Annotated in this window: 20 protein-coding genes; 10 read left to right on the forward strand and 10 right to left on the reverse strand. The window is 64.7% G+C overall.

Going from position 1 to position 22,936, the window contains the following annotated elements; genetic code table 11:
- Positions 1-22 precede the first annotated feature (22 nt).
- Both POM99_RS11195 and POM99_RS11200 read right to left on the reverse strand, forming a co-directional pair.
- Complete coding sequence (locus tag POM99_RS11195; RefSeq protein WP_277277783.1) at positions 23-589, reverse strand: YybH family protein; 567 nt, start codon at positions 587-589, stop codon at positions 23-25.
- A 280-nt stretch (positions 590-869) separates the two neighbouring features.
- Positions 870-2,000, reverse strand: a complete 1,131-nt coding sequence (locus POM99_RS11200; protein WP_277277785.1) for an AraC family transcriptional regulator — start codon at positions 1,998-2,000, stop codon at positions 870-872.
- A gap of 95 nt (positions 2,001-2,095) precedes the next feature.
- On the opposite strand from POM99_RS11200, the gene POM99_RS11205 reads away from it, so the two are divergent.
- From POM99_RS11205 to POM99_RS11220, 4 genes are all read left to right on the forward strand, one after another.
- Positions 2,096-3,421, forward strand: coding sequence for a glutamine synthetase family protein (locus tag POM99_RS11205; RefSeq protein ID WP_277277787.1), 1,326 nt, complete (start codon positions 2,096-2,098; stop codon positions 3,419-3,421).
- A 5-nt stretch (positions 3,422-3,426) separates the two neighbouring features.
- Positions 3,427-4,185: a glutamine amidotransferase-related protein gene (locus POM99_RS11210; protein WP_277277789.1), complete on the forward strand. Its 759-nt coding sequence runs from the start codon at positions 3,427-3,429 to the stop codon at positions 4,183-4,185.
- Positions 4,182-5,450 carry a cytochrome P450 gene (locus POM99_RS11215; protein ID WP_277277791.1) on the forward strand — a complete coding sequence of 423 codons (1,269 nt, stop codon included), beginning with the start codon at positions 4,182-4,184 and terminating at the stop codon, positions 5,448-5,450. The genes POM99_RS11210 and POM99_RS11215 overlap by 4 nt, the downstream gene beginning before the upstream one ends.
- Before the next feature lie 132 nt (positions 5,451-5,582).
- Complete coding sequence (locus POM99_RS11220) at positions 5,583-6,857, forward strand: adenosylmethionine--8-amino-7-oxononanoate transaminase (protein WP_277277792.1); 1,275 nt, start codon at positions 5,583-5,585, stop codon at positions 6,855-6,857.
- A 51-nt stretch (positions 6,858-6,908) separates the two neighbouring features.
- Here the strand turns inward: POM99_RS11220 and POM99_RS11225 are convergent, their stop codons facing one another.
- Positions 6,909-8,024, reverse strand: a complete 1,116-nt coding sequence (locus tag POM99_RS11225; protein WP_277277794.1) for an NAD(P)-dependent alcohol dehydrogenase — start codon at positions 8,022-8,024, stop codon at positions 6,909-6,911.
- Between the two features lie 87 nt (positions 8,025-8,111).
- On the reverse strand, positions 8,112-10,280 hold the full coding sequence (locus tag POM99_RS11230; RefSeq protein WP_438823008.1) for a catalase: 2,169 nt from the start codon (positions 10,278-10,280) through the stop codon (positions 8,112-8,114).
- Positions 10,281-10,792: 512 nt separating this feature from the next.
- Here POM99_RS11230 and POM99_RS11235 point away from each other — a divergent pair.
- On the forward strand, positions 10,793-12,244 hold the full coding sequence (locus tag POM99_RS11235) for a sensor histidine kinase (RefSeq protein WP_277277868.1): 1,452 nt from the start codon (positions 10,793-10,795) through the stop codon (positions 12,242-12,244).
- A gap of 176 nt (positions 12,245-12,420) precedes the next feature.
- Here the strand turns inward: POM99_RS11235 and POM99_RS11240 are convergent, their stop codons facing one another.
- Together POM99_RS11240 and POM99_RS11245 are read right to left on the reverse strand one after the other, a co-directional pair.
- Positions 12,421-13,467, reverse strand: a complete 1,047-nt coding sequence (locus POM99_RS11240; RefSeq protein WP_277277796.1) for a rod shape-determining protein — start codon at positions 13,465-13,467, stop codon at positions 12,421-12,423.
- Positions 13,468-13,635: 168 nt separating this feature from the next.
- Positions 13,636-15,597: an outer membrane protein assembly factor BamB family protein gene (locus tag POM99_RS11245; RefSeq protein ID WP_277277798.1), complete on the reverse strand. Its 1,962-nt coding sequence runs from the start codon at positions 15,595-15,597 to the stop codon at positions 13,636-13,638.
- 196 nt (positions 15,598-15,793) lie between these two features.
- Between POM99_RS11245 and POM99_RS11250 the strand changes: the two genes are divergently transcribed.
- On the forward strand, positions 15,794-16,225 hold the full coding sequence (locus tag POM99_RS11250; protein WP_277277800.1) for an OsmC family protein: 432 nt from the start codon (positions 15,794-15,796) through the stop codon (positions 16,223-16,225).
- A 30-nt stretch (positions 16,226-16,255) separates the two neighbouring features.
- Positions 16,256-17,173, forward strand: coding sequence for an NAD(P)/FAD-dependent oxidoreductase (locus POM99_RS11255; protein WP_277277802.1), 918 nt, complete (start codon positions 16,256-16,258; stop codon positions 17,171-17,173).
- Between the two features lie 16 nt (positions 17,174-17,189).
- On the opposite strand, the gene POM99_RS11260 is transcribed toward POM99_RS11255, so the two are convergent.
- A complete protein-coding gene (locus tag POM99_RS11260) occupies positions 17,190-18,101 on the reverse strand; it encodes an SDR family NAD(P)-dependent oxidoreductase (RefSeq protein ID WP_277277804.1) in 912 nt (303 codons plus the stop codon).
- Positions 18,102-18,277: 176 nt separating this feature from the next.
- On the opposite strand from POM99_RS11260, the gene POM99_RS11265 reads away from it, so the two are divergent.
- Positions 18,278-18,955: an SDR family NAD(P)-dependent oxidoreductase gene (locus POM99_RS11265; RefSeq protein ID WP_277277808.1), complete on the forward strand. Its 678-nt coding sequence runs from the start codon at positions 18,278-18,280 to the stop codon at positions 18,953-18,955.
- Between the two features lie 167 nt (positions 18,956-19,122).
- Here the strand turns inward: POM99_RS11265 and POM99_RS11270 are convergent, their stop codons facing one another.
- The 3 genes from POM99_RS11270 to POM99_RS11280 are packed head-to-tail and all read right to left on the reverse strand — an operon-like array spanning position 19,123 to position 21,366.
- Positions 19,123-19,899: a TIM barrel protein gene (locus POM99_RS11270; RefSeq protein WP_277277810.1), complete on the reverse strand. Its 777-nt coding sequence runs from the start codon at positions 19,897-19,899 to the stop codon at positions 19,123-19,125.
- A gap of 56 nt (positions 19,900-19,955) precedes the next feature.
- Positions 19,956-20,330, reverse strand: a complete 375-nt coding sequence (locus tag POM99_RS11275; RefSeq protein WP_277277813.1) for a C-glycoside deglycosidase beta subunit domain-containing protein — start codon at positions 20,328-20,330, stop codon at positions 19,956-19,958.
- 13 nt (positions 20,331-20,343) lie between these two features.
- The gene (locus tag POM99_RS11280) at positions 20,344-21,366 is read right to left on the reverse strand and encodes a sugar phosphate isomerase/epimerase family protein (protein ID WP_277277815.1); all 1,023 of its coding nucleotides are present in this window, start codon (positions 21,364-21,366) and stop codon (positions 20,344-20,346) included.
- A gap of 376 nt (positions 21,367-21,742) precedes the next feature.
- On the opposite strand from POM99_RS11280, the gene POM99_RS11285 reads away from it, so the two are divergent.
- Positions 21,743-22,096: a DoxX family protein gene (locus POM99_RS11285; protein ID WP_277277870.1), complete on the forward strand. Its 354-nt coding sequence runs from the start codon at positions 21,743-21,745 to the stop codon at positions 22,094-22,096.
- Positions 22,096-22,929, forward strand: a complete 834-nt coding sequence (locus POM99_RS11290) for a nuclear transport factor 2 family protein (protein ID WP_277277817.1) — start codon at positions 22,096-22,098, stop codon at positions 22,927-22,929. The genes POM99_RS11285 and POM99_RS11290 overlap by 1 nt, the downstream gene beginning before the upstream one ends.
- Positions 22,930-22,936 lie beyond the last annotated feature (7 nt).

Below are 22,936 nucleotides of genomic sequence, written 5' to 3' on the forward strand. Positions count from 1 at the left end.
CTGAAGGCCCGGCGCCTCGATCTCATTTCGAAGCCGAGCGCGATGCGTCGTCGATGATGTAGCGCCAGCCGCCGTCGGCCTGCTTGCGCATCACTTCGATCCCGCCGCCAGTCATCACCTGGGTGGTGCCGTCCGCGCCGGGATAGGTCATGCGCCAGTGGTTGGTGGTCAGCGCCACGTCCTGCCACAGGATGTGCCTGCGATCGCCCAGCACGATCTGGGGTTTGAGCGCGAGAATACCCTCGAAGTCCTTGCGCACGGCGTCCTTGCCATGGAGCAGCACGCCTTCGGGGTTGATGTAGGTTACGTCCTCTACGTAAAGGTCCACGAGCCCTTCGAGATCGGCCGTGTTCATCCGGTTCTGCCAAGCATCATAAAGGTCATCGATGCTGGTGACAGGCGGGACGCGGCCGGGCTTTGCGCTGGCGCCGGCACAGGCCGAAGTGGCAAAACCTGCGGCAACCGTGCCTGCGGCGGCCAGCTTGAGGAAACCGAGCCGCGTCAGGCCTGCTTCGGGCATGCCGTCGGCGGGTGTGGCCGGTGTTGCTCGGTCATGGCCTGCCAAGGCCCGCAGTATCGATCCGATCATTGCCTGTCTCCCGGATAAGCTTCGTCCGCGCGCGATCACGCGGCACGCATGGCCCAACTGTTAATGGCGGCCGGGTGCACCGGCCATTTCAACTTCGGACGAAAACCTTGTCGTTTCGGCCCTTCCGTCCACGGGTCATTTCATGCCCCCGCCCTGATTGTTCGAACGGAAAGGAAAGAGGATGCTTCAGCTTCTTGGAGGGGCGAAAGGACTGGAACGCCTCCACGTTCCCGGCATAGGGTGAACGCGGCCTTGCTGGTGTGTGGCTCGCCATGGTCGGTCATTGGTTGTCACCGGAAACAGGCCTCTGTCGCCGCGCCATGCTCGGCATCACGCCTGTCTCTTCAATGTAGGCGCGCGTGAACGAAGCTGTCTCTGCATAGCCGGCGAGTTGCGCAACCTGGAGGATCGAAAGGTCGGTCTCGCGCAGATACCGGGTGGCGAGGGCACAACGCCGCTGGCGCAGCATCGCGCGAAACGAAACGCCTTCGCGCTTCAGCTTGCGGCGCAAGGTCGCTTCGCTCATGCCAAGGCTCGCGGCCACGCGGCGGCATGATGCATCACCTGTTTCGATCAGCTCTGCCAAAAGGCGATCGACTGCCCCCGCAATCGTGTCGCCTTGGTCCAGCTCGGGCCGGCCGCGCTCCAGCGCATTCTGCAGGATCGAAACCAGGTGGGGATCGTGCATCCGCCCTCGCGATGCCACGGCTCCGGGATCGAGGACGAGCGCATTGCTCGACTGTTCGAAATAGACCGGGCAGCCGAACACGGCCTCGTAATGCAGCCGCGGCCCCGCGCGTGGATGTTGGAAATGCACTTCGCGCGGCGCCTGATCGTGGCCCAGAAAGCGGCGGATCAGGGCGTGCACATACCCCAGTGAAAACTCCACGTCCTGTCGTCGCGGATGAAGGCGATCGTCGAAGATGGAGTAGCGCACCACCGGCACCGCCGCCCGTTCATAGCTCAGCGTGGTCACACCCTGGATGCTGAAGACGGAACTTGCGAACGCCTCGATCGCCTGGTCGAGCGTCGCGGAATGCATGAAGGCATAACCGAGTGCCCCGATCAGTTCCGGGCCCATGCGCAGCGACAGATCCAGCCCCAGGGTCGGTTGCTCAAGGATCTGGGCCAGCCTTTCGAACATGCGCATGTAGCTGCCCAGGGGAATCGATGCGTCTGCCCCCAGCAGATCGTTGTGCCGCAGTTCCTCGGTGTCGAGCATCTGCGTGCGAAGGACCGGGCTGACGCCTGCCGCGTCGAAGATCGCGGTCAGCACCCTGCCATGGATGACCGGCCGGGCATGGGGGATCAGGGATGGCGTGTGCTTCAGGCCCCAGGCTCCATTCCAGCGAAGTTCTACGCTTGCCGAACCATCGATGCCCGTCTTGCGATGTTCGAAAATATCAAGCAATCGCCCGAAACAATCAACCCGGAATAAGACTATCGTCTATTTTAGCTCCAGGACGCCTTCCGGCTTAGTCAGGTGGCGCTTGGGGAGAAACAGCAATGGGCGCGAATGTGCCGGATCGGTTTGCAACTGTCGCGGTGGTCGACACCAATGGCCTGCTGCGCGGGCAGAAAGTCTGCGGGGATGACCTGTCGGGCATTCTGGAAGACGGCATGGGAATGTCTCCTGCTCAGCTCGCGCTTGATCCAACCGACGTATTCCTTCACCTGCCCGGGATCACCGACGACACCTCGGACTATCACGACAGCCGCCTGAAGGTGGACCAGTCAAGCCGGGTCACGGTCCCTTTCGAGGCGCCGCAGGACAGCGCGCTTTATCTGGCCGAATTCACCGGTGATGCCCAGGCTCTCTGCCCGCGCAGCGTTCTGCGTCGGATGGTCGATCGGGCGGCAGAGGCGGGATATGCCGCAACGCTGGGGATCGAACTGGAATACACCCTGTTCGATGAAACCGCACGGACCCTGGCCGAAAAGGATTTCGACCAGCTCCTCACGGCAACCAGGCATGCCAGCCATGACCTCGTGATCTATCAGGCGGCGCAGTCGGAATTCTATGGTGCGGTCGCCGATATGTGTGACACGCTGGGTGTGCGCCTGGCCAAGATGCACGAAGAGATCGGCGGGGGATTCATGGAAGCGTGCATCCGGGCCGCGCCGGCCCTTTCCGCTGCCGATCAGGCCGTGCTGTTCCGCAATTTCGTCCGGGTTCTGGCGATGCGTCGCGGCCAAACGGTCAGTTTCATGCCGCGCTGGTCCGAAGAAGCGGACAGCCAGTCGTCCCACATCCACGTTTCGCTGCGCGACCGCGCCGGCGAACCGGTGTTCTGGGATCCGTCTGAACCGCACAACATGTCGGTAACGTTCCGGCACTTCATCGGCGGGTTGCAGCAGTTCCTGCCCGAAGTGATGCTGGTGTTCGCACCCACCGTGAACAGCTGGCGTCGCTTTGCCGAAGGCACCTTTGCCCCGCCGGCGTTCACCTGGGGGATCGAGAACCGCACCACCTGCCTCCGGGTGGTGGGCGAAAGTGCCGGATCGCTGCGGGTCGAAAACAGGCTGCCCTGTTCGGATGCCAACCCGCATCTGGCGGCGGCCGCCACGATCGCGGCCGGCCTCGCAGGCATCGCCGGCCGGATCGAGCCGGAAGACCCCGTGGTCGGCAACGGCTTCACCTCCGGAGGCGGAAAGCCTCTGGCCAAATCGATGGAAGCGGCCATTGCTGCCATGCGGGAAAGCGAATTTGCAACGCAATGGCTGGGCCCGCGCTTTGTCGAGACGTTTACCGCATCGCGCCTGTCGCAGGTTGAACAGTTCCGCGGCAAGACGCTCATCGATGAACGCCGCCGGTTCTTCGAGCTGGGATAATTGCCATGACGACGATCGGTATCCTGGAATGTGGACGCAACAAGCCGGAATGGCTGGCCGAACATGGCGGCTTTGCCGATTGGTTTCCGCCCCTGCTGAACCCGGTTGCCCCGGATCTGGACTATCGCGTCTGGCGCGTGATCGACGGTGAGATACCGAACGCGCCGGATCAGTGCGATGCGTGGCTGCTCACCGGCAGCCCCGCCAGTACCTACGCGAACGAACCCTGGCAGCAGCAGCTCAGCCAGTTCGTCATCAAGGCGCGCGAGCATCGGCCGATTGTCGGCATCTGCTATGGCCATCAACACCTCCACGCGGCGCTCGGGGGCCGGGTGGAGAAGGCGTCGCACTGGGGTGTCGGGATCACGCGGTACGATATAGGCCGCCAGCCGCCGTGGCTAGATTCCGCAAGCACTCACCTTGGGGCCGATCACTTTGACCTGATCGCGTTGCACCAGGATCAGGTCACCGTGCCTGCCCCGGACACACAGGTGCTTGCGTCCAGCCCGGATTGCCCGCTCGCCGTCACCATGATCGGGCCGAACATCCTGACATTCCAGCCGCATCCCGAGATGACGCCGGATCAGGTGACCCTGATCTACGATCTGCATCGCGATGACATGGGCGAGGAGCTCTGGCGACGGGCGCAGGACAGCCTTGACCAACCTCGAAACGCGCAATTGGCGGCCCGCTGGATTGTGGACTTCCTCCGATCCAACCCCCTGCCGCCAACGCAGTCAACGCCCAGTGGAGATGCCGCATGACACAGGTGCAGATCACACGCCGCCCCACCACCGCGGTCGATCTCTCGGACGCAGGAAACTGGCATGCCGCTGTCCCGCGCGCCGAATTCGCCCGGCTGCGGAAGGAAGCGCCCGTGGCCTGGAACGAACGGCACGATGGCCACCGCGGCTTCTGGGCGGTTTCGGGATATGAGGAAATCGGCCTGGTTTCCCGCGATACAGCGCGGTTCTCCTCGCGTGAGGGCGTGATCAGCCTTGATGATTTCGATCATGCACAAAGCGATGCACGCCGTACCCTGCTTGAGATGGACCCGCCCCAGCACACCGCAATGCGCCAGATCACCGCGCAGGGGTTCGGGCCGAAGGCGATTTCCCGGCTAGAGGCAGACGTTCGGCGAAGGACTTCGGCCCTGCTCGATCGACTGGCAGGGGCTGGCCCGTTCGAAGCGGTTAGCACGCTCACCAAGCAGATCCCGATCGTCACCTTGTGCAGCATTCTCGGCGTGGATGATTCCCGCCGCGATGACCTGGTCCGGTGGAGCGACCTGCTCATCGGCTCGGACGACCCGGATTTCGTCGATCCCGCCTATGCCCACTTCACCCCGCAAGAGCGGCGGATGCTGCCGTTCGGCCATCCGGCCTCGCTCGATGCCTTCGCGCTGGGGCGTGAACTGGCCGAAGCCCGCCGCCAGTCCCCGCAGGATGACATCGTCACCCTGCTCGTCCAGGGCAAGGTTGATCAGCGCCCCCTGAATGCCGACGAGTTCCTCAACTACTTCCTGATGCTCGTCGTGGCCGGCAATGAAACGACCCGCCACACCATGTCGCACCTGCTCGTGGCGCTGGCCGAAAATCCCGGCGAGTGGGCCCGCTTCCGGCGTGACAGTCTGAACCCGCGCCTTGCGGTGGGTGAGGCGCTGCGTTGGGCAACGCCGGTGCATTTCGTTCGCCGCGTCGCGGTTGCGCCGGTCGAGATGGCCGGCGTGACGATCGAAGCCGGGGAAAAGGTTGCGATGTACTTCGCATCGGCGAACCGGGCGGAAAACTGGTTCGAGGAGCCGGACACCTTCCGCATCGATCGTGCGCGCAACCCGCACGTGGCCTTTGGTGGCGGTGGCCCCCATTTCTGCCTCGGCAATTTCGTGGCGCAGCTGCAACTGCGCGTGCTGATCGAGGAAATGGCATCGCGCGTCGCCTCGGTTGAGCTTGCGGGCCAACCCTCGCGTCTGCGCAGCAATCACGTCAACGGCATCAAATCGGTCGAGCTGCAGTTCCACGCGGCCTGATCCTGCCAATCGCCGGCCCCTTCGACGGCGGACCGCCTGCACGGGTCTGGACACGCACGCCTGACGCTTCTATTGGGGCGGCAGCCCGCTTCCTCGCAAGGAAGCGGGCCCGGCAACCGAGGATCAAGGTACGTGTCCAGTTCTGCAACGCCCGCCTGGTATGACGCAGGCCGCCAGCATGTGTGGCTGCCCTATACCCAGATGAAGACCGCCGCGCCCGCGCTGCCGGTGGTCCGCGCGGAAGGCGTGCGGCTGCAACTGGCGGACGGGCGCCAGCTGATCGACGGCATTTCCAGCTGGTGGTCGGTGGTCCACGGCTATCGCCATCCCCACATCGAGCAGGCCGTGCGCGCGCAGTTGGAAACACTGCCGCACGTCATGCTGGGCGGGCTGGCGCACGAACAGGCCTATACCCTCGCCACGCGTCTTGCCGCGCTGCTGCCCGATCCTTTGAACCACGTGTTCTTCACCGATTCCGGGTCGGTGGGTGTGGAGGTGGCCATGAAGATGGCCACGCAATATTGGCTGAATGCCGGCAAGCGGCGCACCCGCTTCGTCTGCTTCCGCGGCGGATACCACGGCGATACCTTTGCCACGATGAGCGTGTGTGACCCGGACGAGGGGATGCACAGCCTGTTCAAGGGCAGCCTCATCGAACAGGTGGTGGTGGACCTGCCGCGCAGTGACGAGGCGGCCGCCGCGCTGGAATCCATGATCGCGCGCGAGGCGGACAGCATCGCCGCGATCATCGTCGAGCCGCTGGTGCAGGGCGCGGGCGGCATGGTGTTTCACGATGCCGCCGTGCTGGAACGGCTGCAGCGCGTCGCCCGCACGCATGACCTGCTGCTGATCTTTGACGAGGTTTTCGTGGGGCTCGGGCGGTTGGGCGGCATGTTCGCCTGCGCGATGACTGGGGTGGTGCCCGATATCGTGGTGCTGTCAAAGGCGCTGACCGGCGGCACTCTGCCGCTGGCCGCCACCATCGCCAGCCGCCGCGTGTACGATGGGTTCCTGTCTGACCGGGGCGATGCCGCGTTGATGCACGGGCCGACCTACATGGGCAACGCGCTCGCCTGCGCCGCCGCCAACGCCTCGCTCGACCTGTTCGAGCGCGAACCGCGGCTGGAACGGGCGCAGGCGATCGGGCGCCAGCTGGAACAGGCGCTGGCCCCGGCGCGCGCCATTCCCGGCGTGGTCGACGTGCGCACCCGCGGCGCGATCGGCGTGATCCAGCTGGACCGCGCCGTGCCCGGCGAACGCGTTACCCGCTTTGCCGCCGAGCGCGGCGTTTGGCTGCGCCCGTTCCGCGACATCGTCTATACCACCCCGCCACTGATCATCGGCGAAGACGACCTCGCCCAGGTGGCCGAGGTTGCCGTCGCGGCGGTGCGGGAGATCGCGGGTTAGGGAGCCCTTCTTCGCAACACCCGATCGGCAGCCCGCCGATCGGGACAAGCGTCAAGGCACCAGGACCACCTTGATGCATTCACCCTGCGCCTGTGCCGCAACGGCGGCGTTGATCTCGGCGAGGGGGAATGTCCGGATCAGGCGATCAAACGGGAAATGGCCCTGAGCCTGCAGCGCCAGCAGTTCAGGGATGAAGTCCTGCGGCACGGCGTCGCCCTCGATGATGCCAAGGATGCGCAGGCCGGGGGTCATCAGCGCGGCGACATTCACGCTGAACGAGGCCCCGATGTCCTTGGGCACGCCGACCAGACCCAGCACGCCGTGCGGGGCGAGGTTGGCCAGCGCGGTTTCGATCACCCCGATGTTGCCGGTCGTATCCAGCGCGGCGTCAACGCCCAGCGGGAGCAGGGCGCGGATCGCCTGGCCGATGTCGCCCGCCGCCGGATCGATCGCGTCGGTCGCTCCGATCTCCAGCGCGATGGCGCGCCGCGCGGCGACAGGTTCAACCAGGATGATGCTTGTGCATCCCTGGATCTTGCCTGCCATGACAGCGGCCAGCCCCACCGGCCCTCCGCCGAACACGATCAGAGATGAGCCGGCCTTGCAGGCCATGGATTTCATCACCGCGCCTGCGCCGGTCATCAATCCGCAGCCGAGCGGGCCCAGCAGTTCGAGCGGCAGCGCGCAGTCCGAAGGAACCTTCACCACGTTGCCGGCGCGGGCCACGGCAATCGTCGAGAACGAGGACTGACCGAAAAAGTGTGAGGAAATGCGCGCACCGTCGAGGCCCGCATAGGCGGAGGTGCCATCGTTGAGCCGCATGCCGGCATAGTTCAGCGGAACGAAATTCTGGCAGTAGCTGGGCAAGTGTTCGGCACAGCGCGGACAACCGCCGCAGCTGGAGAAACCCAGGATGACCCTGTCGCCCACAGCGATGCCGTCCACATCGGGCCCCACCGCTTCCACCACGCCGGCGCCTTCATGGCCAAGCACGGCAGGCTTTGCGAAAGCATCGAACTGGTCGCGGAAAACCAGGTCGGTGTGGCACAGGCCGACACCTGCGATGCGGACATGCACTTCTCCAGCGGCGGGCGGGGCGACGTTGATTTCCTCGATGGTGAAATCGCCCCGCGCTTCGCGCGCCACTGCTGCAATTGCCGTCGCCATCGTACCCTCCCAAATGATGCTGGGAGTGTGTTAATTGATTGATTAAACCGTGTCCAGCGCGTCAGGGGTCGAAATCATCCTCTCGCGTCAACGGTCTGTCGCCAGTTCGCGCTGCCAGAAGCGCAGGGGCGCGCAGGCCTGAACAAAGCCTCGTGCGTCCGCTGCTGCTGTCAGCTCGATGCAGCCTTCGTCAATTTCGTCGGCCAGCCCGGCCGCCTGCCACAGCGCCGCCGCTTCCGGGGAATAGGCGATGAACTTGCAATGGCCAAAGGCGTCACTGAGGAAGTCCTTCGCCACCTTGTCCCTCGCCAGAAGGGCGCCACTTTCAGCTGAGCAGAGCACGGCCACGGCATCAAACAGCACTGAAGGGCCACCATTGATCTTGTGCTTGGCTGCTAGCACCGCGCCGTCTGAAAGGGGAACACCGCCAACCTTGGGTGCGATCACCTCGAACACCGCGCCTGCTTCTTCCACGGCCTTGACCAGCGCATCGAACAGCGCCCGGTCGGCGCCGTCGCCCAGCAGGATGCCCAGCTTGCGCCCTGTCAGCGCCTCTGGCCCGTTGCCCACGATGCTGAGCGCGGGCGAGGGGGCAAGATCGGTGCGCGGTTCGCGGGCCGCGGTGGCCGGCTTCGGCCTCGGCATACCGAGGCCCTCGGCCACACTGACCACCAACTCGTCATGAATGTTGGCAAGGTGGCTCAGCATCCGTGTGCGGATGTCGGGCCGCTCCACCTTGCTCAGTTCGAAAACCAGTGCATCACCGATGTGCTTGCGCTCGATCGGGGTCTGGCTGATGAAGAACTGCCGCGCCTGGCTGTAATGGTCGGCAAAGCTTTCGGGCCGCAGCCGCTGCTTGGGCCCTTCGGCCTGCTCGGCAAAGCTGGTGATGCCGCGCGCCGGATCCTCGCGCGGGCCGCCCGACACCGGGCCCCAGCTGTTCGGTTCATAGTTTGCACGGCCCTTGGGGTTGCGCACCGCCATGTGCCCGTCCTGCTGGAAATGCGCCATGGGGCAACGCGGCGCATTGATCGGCAGGTTGGGAAAGTTCGGGCTGCCCAGCCGCTTCAGCTGCGTGTCCAGATAGCTGAAGTTGCGTCCCTGCAGCAGCGGATCGTTGCTGAAGTCGATGCCCGGGGGCACGTTCTGCGTGCAGAATGCGACCTGCTCGGTCTCGGCGAAGAAGTTGTCCACCACGCGGTCCAGCACCAGCCGCCCGACGATCCGCACCGGCAAGATTTCCTCGGGGATAAGCTTGGTCGGGTCCAGCACGTCGAAATCGAAGCCGTCGGCAAAGGCCTGGTCGAACAGCTGCACGCCCAGGTCCCATTCGGGAAAATCGCCGCTCTCGATCGCGTCCCACAGGTCTCGCCGGTGGAAGTCCGGATCGGCCCCGTTGATCTTCACCGCTTCGTTCCACAGCACTGACTGCAGCTTCAACCGCGGCTTCCAGTGGAATTTCACGAACGTGGAATTGCCCTCGGCATCCAGCAGGCGGAAGGTATGGACGCCAAACCCTTCCATGAAGCGGAACGAGCGCGGGATGGCGCGGTCCGACATGGTCCACATGATCATGTGCATGGATTCGGGCGTCAGGCTGATGAAGTCCCAGAAATTGTCGTGCGCTGTCTGCGCCTGCGGAAACGCGCGGTCGGGCGCAGGCTTGGCGGCGTGCACCAGGTCGGGAAACTTGATCGCATCCTGGATGAAGAATACCGGGATGTTGTTGCCCACGATGTCCCAGTTTCCTTCCTGGGTATAAAGCTTCACGGCAAAGCCGCGCACGTCTCGCGCCAGGTCAACCGATCCCTTGCTGCCCGCCACGGTGGAAAAGCGGACGAAGGCGGGCACTTGCTCGCCAACCCGCTGGAACACATCGGCGCGGCAGACGTCGGCCAGCGAATCCGTCAGCTCGAAATAGCCATGCGCGCCATAGCCGCGCGCGTGCACCACGCGCTCGGGAATGCGTTCGTGGTCGAAGTGAAAGATCTTTTCGCGAAAGTGCTGGTCTTCCAGCAGCGCGGGGCCGAGCGCGCCCTGGCGCAGCGTGTTCTGGTTGTCTGCCACCGGATGGCCATGCTGCGTGGTCAGCACGTCCACGCCGTTTCCAGCGGTCTGATGCGTTTCGCCGCCGGCCCCCTGTTCTTCGGCGTAATCCGGCACGGGTTGCATGTCTTCGGGTATGCGGGGCGCAAGCTTGGCGGACCAGCCGGGCAGGGGGGTGGGATTGGCGGCTGGGGTCGGCTTGCGTGCCATGAAGGTCTCCGGATGGTCCAGGGGGGAATGGCCTTGCAATCCGGGGTCGGTGCCGTGGTTCCTTCTTCAGTCGCGAGGCCACAGCTTGATCACACGGGGCGACGCCTGTGCAGGCCGAGCCGTTGCCAGCCACTTGCCACAGGCTGCTGCTTTGCCGGTCCATAATCAGGATCCAGTTGTTGCAGCAGGCTGTCAAATCCACCGTCCCGGCCTGTCACCTCCGGGGGGGCAAAGGCGGCCTGCAGCACACGCCTTACCTCATGGCGCCGCTGTGAACTTTCCGTTCGCGTATTCTCGAATGCGTATTCCATGCCAATCGACGGAAAAGCGGGCCAACGGTTCCCGCCGCAATCGTTTTTGGCGGCACTTCGCTGTAAACTGTCGGTTGGTCGCATTTCCGCCATCGTGGTCGCAGTTTGGGTTTGCGCGTAGCGCTCAGACGGGCCACAAATCCTGATTATGGACCGTCCTGCCGCAGCGTGGAATACGTCCAGGAACATGGGGGCTTGGCGATGGCGGCCAGCGTGACGCTGGAACAGGTCCAACTGGGCAGCCACTGGCCGTTCGCCTGGTGCCACCGCTGGGTCAGACGGCCGTGGGCCGGCGCCACCTTGGCGATTGCGCTGGTCGTGATCGGGCTTGCCGTGCGCCTGGCGATGGGGGCAGATGCGCCCGCGCCGCTGCTGCCGTTCTATCCGGCCTTCGTGATTGCCGCCTTTGTCGGTGGGCGGATGCCCGGTTATCTCGCTGCAGTCCTGTCATGGATCCTGGCATTCTATCTGTTCCTCGATCCGGCGCAGGGATGGCACCTCGGTCGGGCATCGGCCATCGCCTTTGCCGTGTTCGTCCCAACCAGCGTGATCGTGCTGGAAGTGGTGCATCGGCTGTGCCGCAGCGCGGTGGCGCTTATGGCGCTGGCCCGCAGGCTTGAGCGTGAGGCGCGCTGGCAGGACGGCCAGCGGACCGAACTGCTGGGCGTGATCGATGAACTGCAGGCGATCTATGACCAGGCGCCGGTCGGGCTCGGCCTGCTTGACGCAGACCTCAAGTTTACCCGCATTAACCGCGCGCTGGCGGAAATGAACGGCTTTACGGCAGAGGAACACCTTGGCCGCAAGGTGTTTGACCTCCTGCCGGATCTGCGCCAATCCGCCGAACCCGTGCTGCGCAAGGTTCTCGACGCAGGCGAGGTGATCCGCGGTGTGGAGATTTCGGGCGAGACTCCGGCGCGCCCGGGTGTGAAGCGGACCTGGTCCGAGGTGTTCTATCCCGTGCACAGCGGAGACGGGGAGCGTCGCGGCGTCGGCATTTTCTGCGTCGAGATCACCGATCTGAAGCAGGCGCAGGAGCGCGAGCACCTGTTGACGCGCGAGGTGGATCATCGTGCCAAGAACCTGCTTTCGGTGGTGCAGTCGATCGTGCGCATGACGAAGCCGGCAGGCGGGGTGGAGGAATACCGGAACTCGCTGCAGGGCCGGATCGCCGCGATCAACCGTGCGCACAGCCATCTGGCACGCCATCGGTGGGACGGGGTTCCGCTGGGCATTCTGGTGGCAGAGGAACTGGAAGCCTATGGCATCGTGATGGACATGGCGTCAGACGTACGCGCGCTGGTGCTCAACCCCGCCGCCGCGCAGGCGCTGGGCATGGTGCTGCATGAACTGGCGACCAATTCCGCCAAATATGGTGCGCTGTCCACTGATGGGGAGGTCACCTTCATCGGCCGCTGGGAAAAGAGCAGCAATGATGCAGAGCCCATGCTTGCCTGCCGGTGGAAAGAGCGGGGCGGGCCGGCGGTTGCGCCGCCCACGCGGCAGGGCTTCGGCACCCGCCTGATCGAAGGGTCCGTGCGGCAAAGCCTGCGCGGCAAGGTGGAGTACCGATTCCTGCCCGAAGGCGTGGAATGCGACATGATGCTGCCGCGCGCGATTTTCCTGGGAAGCCCGGCCGTCGCACAGAATTAGGCAAGCGCGCGGCGATCCGGTTTGCGCAGAGCGCATTGCTGGCTGTCCAAGCTGCAAAATGATGCCCGCGGACCGAAAGGGGGGATGGTCCGCGGGCGAGAGGACTTGGTCGTTGCAGGCGGTGAAGGGTGCCTGCACTGTAAATAAATCCGACAGTGCGAAATGGTTCCCGGCAGCTACGCGGGGTGGAGCACGCCGCGAAAGGCAAGGTCCTCAAGTGCCCTGCCCGCGCCCAATGCAACGCAGTGCAGCGGGTCTTCGGCCAGCGTTACTGACAGCCCGGTCGCTTCGATCAGCACCGGTGCCAGCTCCGACAGCAATGATCCCCCGCCCGTCAGGGTGATCCCGCCATCGATGATGTCCGCCGCGATTTCCGGCGGCGTGTTTTCCAGCGCCACGCGCACGGCATGGACGATCTGGCCCACCGGCTCGGCCAGGGCTTCGGCCAGTTCGGCCCGGGTGATCGCCAGTTCCGCCGGCACCCCGCGGCTCACGTTGCGGCCCTTGATCACGGCGGTCTCGTCCGCGCCGGTCGGCGGCACGCGGGCTGAACCGAGCAGCTTCTTGACCCGCTCGGCGGTGGTTTCGCCAATCATCAGGTTGTGGTTGCGGCGCACCGCTGCGGTGATGGCGTCGTCCATGCGGTCTCCGCCCACGCGCACCGATGTGCTCATGGTGAGCCCTTCGATCGAGATCACGCCCACTTCGGTGGTGCCGCCGCCGATGTCGACCACCATCGATCCCACCGGCTTGGTCACTGGCAGCCGCGCGCCGATGGCGGCGGCCATCGGCTCGTCGATCAGCCACACCTGCCGCGCACCGGCGTTGGACACCGCATCACGAATGGCGCGGCGTTCCACCTTGGTGGCGTTGGAAGGCACGCAGATCACCACCTGCGGCGAACGGCGCAGGCGCCCGCCCTGGTCGCCCCGCGCCTTGCGGATGAAGTGCTTGATCATCTGCTCCGCCACTTCCAGGTCCGCCACCACGCCATTGCGCAGGGGGCGGATGGTGCGCACGTTGTCGGGTGTCTTGCCCAGCATCAGCTTGGCATCGTCCCCCACCGCGCGAACCCGCGTGATTCCCTCAACAGTTTCAAGTGCAACTACCGAAGGCTCGTCAACCACGATGCCCTGTTCGCGGACGTAGACCACGGTATTGGCGGTTCCCAGGTCGATGGCGAGATCGGCCGTCGCGAACTGGAACATATCCATGAAAGTCATGGCTTTGCAGATTTCCTCCCCCGCCGGAACATGGCGTCGGGAGAAGGCTAGACCGGGCCGTTCCTGTCGGACGGATGAACGGGTCCGTGAAGCGGCCTTGCGGCAGGATGAACGGCTCTAAACCCCCTCTCAACCGTTTTCAGCCCCCGCTCAGCCGTTCTCAATTCATCACTTTTCGGCCTCATAGACCAGCAACACGTTGCCCGGCATCTTGCCCGCAAAGCCATAGCCGGAGTTGGCGATCACCAGCCCATCGTACGCCACGGGTGCGGCGCCGCCGCCGATTGATCCACCGTGCGCAGTGCGTCCGTCCACCGCCACGACGTTGGTTGTGGTGTCGGTCTCCCACACGATCCGGCCATTGGCGGCGTCATAGATGCGCAGATAGCCGTCGTTGCCACCGGCCAGCACCAGGCCGTTGGTCACGGTGATGGAGCCGCCATAACCGGCATGGCAGAACGGCCGCTCCCTGCAGGTGTCACCCGTGGGCCGTGCCGCCCACAGCGTCCTGCCCGTCGCCACGTCGAGCGCGAAGATTCCTGGTTGCGGATCAATATCGTACGTGCGCCCATCGGGCACATCGCTGACGGGGAAAAAGGCGGTGCCGCCCGAGGCCGCAAGGCCGAAGTGGATGCCGCCGACCACGCCGCCGCGGCCCACGCGCTGCTTCCACACCAGCCTGCCGTTGTCCGGATCGATGGCATAGGCCCAGCCGGATTTCTGCCCGGCGAGCACATAGTCCTTGCCGTTCGCTCCCTGCGCCAGAACCGTACCTGCGCCGAAATCGGCATCGGGGCCTGCCTCGTCGGGGCAATTGACCTTGCTCGCCTCGTCGCACGATCCGTTCCAGGCATCGTTCGCCAGCGCCTGATAATGCCACTTGATGGCGCCGGTCGTAAGATCGAGCGCGACGATGGAATCGCTGAGGTCCGTGGCGGGGCTGGAATAATTGTCGCCGGTGGCGACATACATCTGGTTGCGCGCGACATCGATCGATGGCGTGTTCCACACGGGTACGCCTGAGGGACCGAACCTGTCGATGCCGGCTGCAGTCTTGCCCGTTGGCTTGGGTTCATCGACCAGATAGGTGCGCCAGATCTCTGCTCCGGTCTTTGGATCAAGCGCATTGATCGCACCCCGGAAGGTGCAGCAAGGGAAATCGGGCTTGCTTGCCGAGCCTTCCTCAAGCGAGGAGACGGGCACGTAGAGCTTGTTCCCATGCAGCACCGGAGTGCCGGTGAGGGTGGTGCCGGCGTGATCGCTGACCTTTACCTTCCACACTTCCTTGCCGGTGCGCATGTCGATGGCATAGGCCGACCCGACCAGGTCGCCAAAGTAGACCAGTGGCTGCGCCTTGCCGTCGCCGGCGGTCCAGGGGCTGACGACGATGCCGGTGCGCACTTCGGCAGACGCGGAGTAGGTCCAGCGCGCGCAGCCGGTCTTGATGTCGAGCGCATAGACGGTGCCATTGTGGCTGCCGACAAAGATCGCGCCGCCTGCAATGGCAGGTTGCGACCGTGCGCGCAGGGCATTGGGGAAAGCTAGAGCCCACTTGAGCTTCAATCTTGGGGCGGTGGCAACGCTGAGACGGGACACATCAGCCGGGATTTCATGCGTGCTGCGCGCATCGATGCCCCACCCCGCGAAGGCAGGTGGCGCACTCATGTCAAAGGTGGCCTCGCGCAGTGCGCAGCGCCTTGGCTCAAGGCTCGCCTCATCGCCAAAGGCATGTCCGGTAACGTATTGTGCAACCGATTTGCGTTCGTCGCTGGTGAGCGTGCCGCCCACACCCTGCATGACGCCGCTGGTCAGTGCGCGCAGCACCGATTCCGGCGTCATCTGCGCCAGAATGAAGCGCTGCGGCGCCCGGTTCATGCCGGTTTCATGGCAGGATGAGCAGATCTGGCCATAGACGCGCTCGCCAGTCGCCTGCGTGACGGGATCGAGCGTATCGGTCTTGTCCCGATAGCTGTCCGCTTCGGCGTGCGCAGATACGGGGGCAGAAACAGGGCCGGTAACCGGCGCTGACGCGGGCGGGCGATCCTGCGCGGCAAGCGCCGCCGTCCAGGCGGCTGCGCCTGCCAGTGCCAGCAGGCCGGGCTTCACCATGTGCAGCAAGGTGCGCTTCATGCTCTCTCTCCCGTTCTCATTGCCCTGCAACGCAGCCGCGCCCGGGATTTGCACCCGTCGATGCACCAAAGCAGGTCCCGTCGCCCACTCGTCTTTCGATCAGGCGGTCTTGAAACCCGCACTGCCGCCTTGCTGAAACCAAGTGGGCGCAACGGGGTTTGAGGCCGTCAACCCGAATAAAGGAGCCGCATTCCCGATGATCACCCGCACCGCCACCGCCCGCTACGAAGGCATGGGCAAGACTGGCCAGGGCTGGATTTCCACCCAGTCCGGCGTGCTGCAGCAGCAGCGCTATGGCTTCAACAGCCGCTTCGAGGATGGAGCCGGCACCAATCCCGAGGAACTGATCGCCGCCGCGCATGCCGGTTGCTTCACCATGGCACTGTCCTTTGCACTCGCGGGCAAGGGGATCGAGGAAGGCACGCTGGAAACGACCGCCAAGGTGAAGGTTGACCGCGACGGCGAAGGCTTCAAGGTCACCCGCTCGGACTTGTCGCTGACCGCCAGCGTGCCCGGCATCGCGGACGAGGACCTGCGCGCCCTGGCCGAGACCGCCAAGGTCAACTGCCCGATCTCCAAGGTGCTGAATGCCGAGATGACGCTGGACGTCACCATCGGCAATCCGTGACGGCAGGCTGATCCGGTGGGAGTGCGCGACATGGACCGCGATGCCATCGATTGCGTGGTGATCGGCGCGGGACCGGCCGGACTTACCGCGGCGATCTACCTTGCGCGCTATCACCTGCGCGTGCGGGTGATCGACGCGGGCGAGAGTCGGGCGGCCATGATCCCGCGCTCGCACAACCACGCCGGCTATCCCGGCGGGATTGCCGGTGTTGACCTGCTGGCGCGGATGCGGATGCAGGCGGCGGAGTTCGGCGTTGCGGTTGAGCGCGGCACGGTCAGCCAGATCGCGCAGGGCGAAGTTGGCCTTGTGGCGCAAGGCAGCTTCGGTCGCCTGTCGGCGCATACGGCACTGCTGGCAACCGGCGTGGTCAACCATCGGCCGGCCATGGCCGAGGCCCTGCATGAGGAGGCGCTTGCGCGCGGCCTGCTGCGGTATTGTCCGGTCTGTGATGGCTTCGAGGTGACCGACCGGCGGATCGGGGTGATCGGTACCGGCGGACACGGCGCGCGAGAGGCGCTGTTCCTGCGGAGCTTTTCCGCCGACGTGACTCTGCTTGCCCCCTCCGGCCCCCATGCGATGGAAGCGGCAGATCGGGAGCGGCTGGCCAACGCCGGGATCGCGCTGGCCGATGGGCCTTGCGGTGATCTGCGGATCGAGCAGGGCGGCATCGTGGCACCGGCTGCCAAAGGCGAACTGCGGTTTGACACGATCTACCCCGCGCTGGGTTCGGCGATCCGTTCTGACCTTGCACTGGCCCTGGGCGCAAAGGCCTCGGGCGAGGGGTGCATCGTGGTCGACCGGCATCAGCGGACCAGCGTGCCCGCCCTTTATGCCGCGGGCGACGTGACCCGGGGGCTGGACCAGATCAGCCACGCGATGGGGGAGGCGGGGGTTGCCGCCACCACCATCCGCAACGACCTTGCCGAACGCCGCCCGCTGTACCGGTAGTCTCGGCGAAGGCGCCTCAGGCGTCCTTCTTTTCCATGAACACGCGGGCGCGGCCGGCCGCCCAGGTCTGCAGCGCTTCGGTGCGCAGGCGCGCGCCTTCGGGATCCGCCTCAAGCGGCAGGACGGAATCGACGATCCGGTCGTAATGGGCGCGCAAGCCCTCCTTCGCCTCGGGGTAGGGGATGATATAAAGCTGGTTGGCCTCGATACCCGCCTTCACGTGTTCGGCCAGTTCCACCGGGTCCATGCCGTGCTGGTGGATCGAATGGAGCGAGGCAATCGAATCCTCGTTCTCCACATAGCCGCTCTGGCCGAACTGGGCAGGGCGCAGGCGGCTGGCTTCGGCGATGTTTGACCGGATGTTGGCGGGGCACAGTACCGAAACCCCGATCCCATGCTTTTCAAGACCCAGGCGATAGCTTTCCATCAGGTTGACCACGGCCGCCTTCGCCGCCGAATAGGGTGCCGCGAGCGCGCTGCCCATCAACCCGCCGAGCGACGATGTGGTGACGATGTGGCCGCCCTTGCCCGCCGCGATCATGCGCGGAACGAACGTGACCATGCCGTTGATCACCCCGCCCAGGTTCACGCCGATGATCCAGTCGAAATCGTCGTAGCTGGTATTCTCCACCGGGCCGAAGCTGTTCACGCCGGCGGTGTTGAACAGCAGCGTCGGTGGCGCGCCGAACACGGCCTCCACCTCGTCAGCCGCGCGGGCATAGGCGGCGCGGTCCATGATATCGAGCGCAATGCCATGGGCGGCAATGCCTTCGTCCTTCAGTTGGCCCACCGCCTTTTCGACCGCGTCGGCGCGGATGTCGGCCACCACGATCCTTGCGCCCGCACGGCCGAACACCTGCGCCTGTCCGAAGCCTGCGCCCGATGCGCCGCCGGTGATGAAGGCAATTGCGTTGTCGAAGCCCTGCACGTTCGCATCCTCTCGTCTATTTTGTTAGGCTTACGTACAAAATAGACGAGAGTGGAGCAAGTGGGAGACGGATCTGCCGGCGCGATCTGCGGCCCGATTGACAAGGGCTTGAAGACGACTGAGAGCGGCCTGAACGGCGCTGAAACGGGTTCAAGCCTGGCATAGGGAGTAAAGATATGCGTTCGATCGTTGTCACCGGCGGCTTCGGCATCCTGGGCCGTGCCGTGGCAGAAGCTTTCCGCGCAAACGGAGACCGTGTCGCGCGCATAGACTTCGCGCCTTCCGCTGCCGACGAAAATCCGGGCGGGATCGACCTCGGCAGCGTGGACCTGACCGATGCTGCTGCCACCTCGGCCGCCGTAGAGCGCGTGATCGCAGCGCAGGGCGGGATCGACGTGCTGGTGAACGTGGCAGGTGGCTTTACCTGGCAGACCCTGGCCGACGGCGGGCCGGAGACCTGGGCGCGGATGTTCTCCATGAATGCAACCACCTGCGTCACCATGACCAAGGCCGCGCTGCCGACGCTCAGCGCCACAAAGGGTGCGGCTATCGTCAACATCGGTGCGGGCGGCGCAATACTCGCGGCTGCGGGGATGGGCGGCTATGCCGCATCCAAGGCCGCGGTGCACAAGCTGACCGAGAGCCTTGCCGCCGAACTGGCCGGCACCGATTGCACCGTCAATGCCGTGCTGCCCAGCATCATCGACACACCGACCAATCGGGCGGACATGCCCGATGCCGACACCTCGCAGTGGGTCCAGCCCGCCTCGCTGGCGCAAGTGATCGTGTTTCTCGCCTCTCCGGCCGCGCGTGCGATCAGTGGTGCGCTGATCCCTGTTTCGCGCGGAGGCTAGCGCCCCATTTCTTTGGTTTGCATCACCACAACAGAGCCTGTCCCGGCCCGGCGCCGGGCGTGGCGGACTTGTTGCCGGCGCAAGGTGGAAGGCGACGCGACGGGCCATAGGCGGCCCGTCGCTATCCCCTCCCAGCGCCTCAGTGGTGCTGCCTGTCAGACCTGACTTCAGCGCGCGGCCAGTTCGCGAATGTAGGCCAGGGCCTGTGGCGTCGAAGGCAGGGTGGGGTTGCATTCGATGCCGATGGGGCCGGTGTAACCCACGCTCGCGATCAGATCGAGCATGCGCGGCCAGTCGATGGTGCCCGCGCCGGGTTCACCGCGGCCATTGGTGTCGGCAATCTGCACGTGTTCGACCATGTGCGCCACCTGCGGCAGGACAACTGCGGGGTCCTCGCCCTCGGTCACCGAATGGTAGAGGTCGTAGAGCAGGCGCATGCGCGGCGAGGCGACCTGTTCGATCACGGCCACCGCATCTTCGGTGCGGCTGAACAGCACGCCGGGATGGTCCACGCGGATGTTTACCGCCTCGGCGATGATGGTCAGGTCGTATTCCTCGGCGATCGGCACGACAGAGGCGATGGCCTCGGCCACGATGGCCAGCTGCACCGGGCGCTTCATCCACGGCACGCCGGGGCCCGATCCGACGACGATGCGCTTGCAGCCCAGCGCGGCCGCATCGTCGCAGGCCTTGCGGAACATCTCGCGATAGCCTTCGTGCGTTTCCTTTTCGATCAGACGCGTGCGCGGGTCGGCCACCACGGTCCACAGCGTGGCGCCATTGTCGTCAAGTGCGCGCTTGAGCGAGGCGATGTCGCGCCCGCCGGTGGTGAAGATTTCCACCTTCGAATAGCCGGCGGCAGCCGCCGCGGCGACGCGGTCTTCCAGCCGCTCACCCGCTTCGTTGAACATGTATTCCAGGTTGACCGAGATTTCGAAAGGCATTCTGTTTTTCCCATGAAATGGCGGGAGCGCAGTGCGTGCGTCCCCAGCCCGTTGGCTCAGGCGGCGAGCGCCAGGTTCTTGGTATCCTTGGTCGTCGGAACGAAGGGCAGGTAGGACACCCTGTAGCGCACCGCGAAACCGATCGCGTGCTCACCGGCGGAAAGCCCGCCGTTCAGCGCAATGATCGTGGCCTTCTCGCCAAAGTTCCAGCGGTTGTCATAGCAGGTTTCCATCTCGTCGAGCGTGTAGGTCTTGCCGCGCACGGCAAAGCGGATCGCCTCGCGCGGCAGCGCCTCACCTTCGACGCTGACCTGGATGTCCTCGATCATCGAGAGCCCGAGGCCACGGTAGTAAGGCAGCCGCCCGAGGAACGAGAAGCCGCCCTCCACGCCCTGCAGGCTGCCTTCCACGATCATCTTGTTGTCCATCATGGCATTGCGCTCCTCAGGCTGCGACGGGAGTCTGCAGGGCGGGCACCCCGGCTTCGCCCAGAAGCCTTGCCAGCATGACCTGCTGCCGGCGAACCTGCTCAACCGAGTCAGGTTCCTCGGCATCCTCGATCCAGCGGTTGCCTTCGTATTCCGAACAGATGTAGCCGTCATAGCCGCCCTGTTTCAGCACGCGCACGATCTCGTCATAGGGGATCGACGGCTCCACATAGTCCTCGGTCATCTGGTAGAACTTGCCGTGGATGTTGTGGATGCGATGCATGTGATCGAGCATCCGCCTCGGCTCGAACGCCCCATTGTGGCGCAGGAGTTCGGCCATGGCGAGCGATGGTCCGGTGCCGCCCATCTGCTGCACGTTCAGGATCACGTATTCCGAAAGGACCCGGTCCTCATACGCTTTCACGATATATTCGGCGATGTGCGGCGGCACACCCTGGCGCAGGAACCGCTCCACGAACACGGGGGGATAGGTGAACAGGAACATGCCCATGTCGGGCAGGAAGCCCAGTGCATCCGAGCCGGACTTTTCGAACGCCTCGGCATGGCGGATGATCCACGGATGGTCGAAGTGCAGCGGTGCATGCACCTCGATCAGGATCTTGATGCCTTTCTCCTCGGCATAGGGTGCCGCCGCAACCAGCACTTCGGGCGCGATGGACACCAGCGCGCGGATGAATTTCATCCCCAGGCGTGCCCCGAAATCTATATCGTTCTTCACGCTGGCGACCTGCTCGGCAAAGGGCATGTCGCGCCCCTTGTACCGCTTGTAATCGACCATGAAGTCATGACTCACCGGGGTGCAGTCATACTTGGCGATCAGGCGGTGCCAGGTGTCGATATCCTCCTGCGCCACGCCACATTCGGGCCAACCCCAGAAGGTCTGCTCACCGATGATCTCGATGCCCCTGGCGCCAAGGTGCGCGCTGGTGCGGATACAGTCCTCAAGGCTCATTTTGCCCTGGAAGGTTTCGTTCTGGTAGGAATAGAGGCTCACGCCCCGCTTGATCGAATGGGTCAAGACACACCTCCTGCGGTTCTCGGTTTCGGGCCGGCCAGAAGCCCCGTCCGCGATCGCGGCGCACGCTGCCGAGTCTTAGTGCCGGAGAGGCAGCGACGCATCTGGCCAGGGCGGGCCAGTGGCGGGCAGGCGCGCATGCGGGTGGTTGCCTGACCGCCCTCTCCTGGGGTCTCACGCCCCTATTGGAATTGATATTCCTATATCTTGACAACCGCGTGTCAAGCCGCAACCGCAGCGCTTGACGAATTTAAGAATAGGAATACTATTTCTTAAAACCTGCAGGCATCGCGGGGGAACGATAGGGGTATCCGAGGATGAGGCCGAAGGGCGAAACCGCGAGGATGGGGCGATGAAGTGGCGGATTGCCGCCGCCTTGGTGCTGGCCTTGCCTCTCACAGCGCTGTTTGCCTTCGTCGGTTGGTACAAGGCTTTCGCCCCGATTCCCGAACTTGCCGAGCATCACGCCTGGACGGTGTGGCTGCCCGAAGGGCTCGGCCGTCTGGTGGGTTGGAGCGAGATGGCCTGCGCGCTGGTGCTGCCCGGCGTTGTCCATCCCCGAACGCGCGCTTTCGCTGCCGGAGGGGCGATGATCCTCGTAGCGAACCAGATGATCGCTGCCGTCTTTCACATCCGTCATGCCGAACTGGCCTCGCTGCCGCAGAACGCAGTGATCACGGCGCTGGCAGCGGGAGTGATCTTCTTTTCCAGAACACGAGCAAGGGAGATTTGATGATGCGGATTGCCAGGATGATTGCGCCCGCCGCGCTGATGCTGGCAGGGGGGGCGGCAATGGCTGCCGATGCCTCGCCCAAGGCAGAGGTCGCGGCGCTGAAGGCAGAAGTGGCCGAACTGCGCCAGATGGCCCAGGCCAGCAAGGACCGCGCCTCGGTCGAGAACCTGTTCTCGCGCTACATGTACCTGCACAATGCTTTCCGCGACACCGACATCATCCCCCTGTGGGCGAAGAAGGGCACGCCGGGCGTGAGGTCGCAGTACAGCAACCTGGGCGTCTACACCGATTGGGACAAGATCATGTCCTATCACCAGGGCCGCCCTGCGCCGGTTAGCAAGCTGGTGTTCCATTACATCACCACGCCCGCGATCGAAGTCGCCGCAGATGGCCAGACCGCCAAGGGCCTGTGGATCGTCAACGGGCTGGAATCGGGCCTCGTCGATCCCGAGCTGGCCAAGAACATGCCCGCGTGGATGTTCGAGAAGGAGCTGGTCCAGGGCAAGAAGGTGTGGATGCACAACGTCTACCTCAAGTATGGGCTCGACTTCATCAAGCAGGATGGCCAGTGGAAGATCTGGCATTTCCACTGCTTCGAAGTGGCGCGCGCACCCTATGGCATGGGCTGGATTCCGTTTGCGGCGGCGGCCCAGGACGATTCCTTCAATGTCGACCTGATGTATGTCGGTGAAGACGGGAAGCCGGTGTTCATGCCCAAGGTCGATGGTCCGGCGACGGTCCTTTCCAACACCTATCGAACCGATACCTCGCAGAAGCTTGAGGCGCGTCCGCCCGAGCCCTATCGTACCTTCAGCGAAACCTTCGAATACTGAGGACATC

It is taken from the genome of Novosphingobium cyanobacteriorum, assembly GCF_029436685.1.
In the GTDB taxonomy this organism is placed as follows: domain Bacteria; phylum Pseudomonadota; class Alphaproteobacteria; order Sphingomonadales; family Sphingomonadaceae; genus Novosphingobium; species Novosphingobium cyanobacteriorum.